Below are 2,043 nucleotides of genomic sequence, written 5' to 3'. Positions count from 1 at the left end.
TGATACCTATGCCTTAGCCCTAAACCTCCGCCGTCCTGAACTAGAGCAAAATCAGACCCAACGCACCCAACCAGTCCCCTCCAGCTTTCTAGAACAATTGAACCCAGCAGGCTGCTTGATGCCTGACCAAATCGGCAGTTCCATTGGTCAAACTCTGGTCTTAACAGTTTGGTATACAGAACAAAAACGCTTTATTCCCTGGAAGTTACTGCAAAATCGCCAGGAATTAAGACAACTGGCTGACGAGTGTTTGCGAGCCTTCATTCCTGCTCAAATTCCCTGTCCTAACTTCAATCAAGAAGGGGAATTATTCGGCAGTCCGATTTTTGAATACGGAGTTCCTAATCAACCAGAAAAATACTGTCATATCCTGGTTTGGATTTTTTGGGAACCAGAAGCCAGTGATAAGTTTATCGATTACTATTCCAATTTTATTAACTTATTTTGTTATCGAAATAAAGTCATCCGTGCTTATGAGCTTAATCGTCAGATTTATCAGGTAATTAAAAAGGAGTATCAAACCATTGAGCAGTATTTTGACGAAACCTTTAAACACTGGCCAGCTAGTCAAAGCTTGAGTCAAGCAGAGTTAAATAAATTCAAGGAAGATATCAAATCAGTTTCCCAAAAGGCATTAGACTACTCTCGCTTACTCCGAGATTTAGACCATTATCGACTAACAATTACTATTAACGCTGAAAACTATAAGCGAGAACTGAGGGATATATCTGGCAAACTCCCCCAAGATGACCTGAGCTTTCTACAAACATTTTTCAATGATTGCCGCCTCTTTCAAGAACAAATCCAATCAGATTTGGGCTATTTTGGGAATGGTGCTGCACTACTGGAACAAGCCCTAAGTGCGATCCGAGCCCGAGTAGACATTGACCAGGCAGAAAGGGAGAAAAGATTAGAACGTTGGATTGCCCTGGTGGGTACTGGTTTAGCGGTCAGTGGTATTTCTTCCCAAACCGCTGGTAAACCGCTAGAGTCTATTATCTACCCGAAACAATCCTTAGATTGCCCCAAGACTGGTGTTACACCTTGCTTGACTTACAGTGTCGTGTTTGTGCTATTTCATGTTGGAGTTGGTGCGATCGCTGCGTTTATTTTAAATGGAATTATCAATCTGGTATCAAAAAGGGAATAGGGACAGGGAATAGGGAACAGGAATAGAATAGTAGGGTGGGCAAAAACCGTTTAGTTCTTTTGAGAATTCTAGAAGCTATAATTTTGCCCACCCTACTTAATGGCTATATCATTGGTTATCCCGCAACCAATTCGACAAATCGACGCTGGTGGTAAAATCTGCCATAGCAACTCCTAAACCTTCTAATTGGTCTAGAGATAATTGTTGAATTTCCTCTAGAATTTCTGAGGGAATTGCACCAATTTTGCCTTCTAGTTGACGGGATATCAATCCCTGCATTAATAATCTCCCTTCTTCCCGACCTTGTTCGAGAGCTTGACGAATTTCACCTTTGCGGTCTTCCATAAACACTTCTCGTTTGTGTAATTCTTCCAAGTCTTTTCTACTCATATTGGCTTGATTAGCTATGGTTAGCGCCTGAGCAATTTCCGGGATTTCTGATAAGGTATCGGGAATTGCTTCTAAATTTGGGGCTTCCTTCATAAAATATATCCATTTCTCCGATGCCGTTTCTAACTCTTCTAAAGACCGGGAAAATTTCGGCAGTTCCACAAACACCATGCTTAGGTGTTGGTTTCGGTAGATAAACTTCTCTTGCTCTTCTTGAAATAGAAATCGAGTTAGGTATCGGTCGGTTTGCTCAAACATGGTGAAGTCTGTAATTGTTAAAGCAATCACCGGCTTAAGTTTAGAATATCCTTCTCCATATTTTAATTGAGTGCTATAGGTTTTGGCGAGATTATAGATTACTCGTTTATCAAAAGCTGGAACATTTAACACTTGCATTTCAATAATTACCGTCGAGCCGTCATTTAGAATCGCCTTGACATCCAGGTATGTATCCTTTAACTCCGTAGTATGGCCAGCATTATATGGGTCAATAATCTCTAAGA

General features: G+C 40.9%; 2 protein-coding genes. One reads left to right on the top strand and one right to left on the bottom strand.

All coding sequences use genetic code 11. From position 1 onward, the window contains the following. Positions 1 to 1,150: hypothetical protein (locus F6K20_RS35970; protein ID WP_287298016.1), on the top strand; the 1,150-nt coding region annotated here is incomplete at its 5' end. Positions 1,151 to 1,258: 108 nt separating this feature from the next. Here the strand turns inward: F6K20_RS35970 and F6K20_RS35965 are convergent. After that, on the bottom strand, positions 1,259 to 2,043 hold a 785-nt coding region (locus tag F6K20_RS35965), incomplete at its 5' end, for an Rpn family recombination-promoting nuclease/putative transposase (protein WP_287298014.1).

Source organism: Moorena sp. SIO2C4 (assembly GCF_010672485.1).
In the GTDB taxonomy this organism is placed as follows: Bacteria; Cyanobacteriota; Cyanobacteriia; order Cyanobacteriales; family Coleofasciculaceae; genus Moorena; species Moorena producens.
The sequence above is the reverse complement of the archived record's forward strand: the minus strand, read 5'-3'. Positions and strand labels throughout refer to the sequence as shown.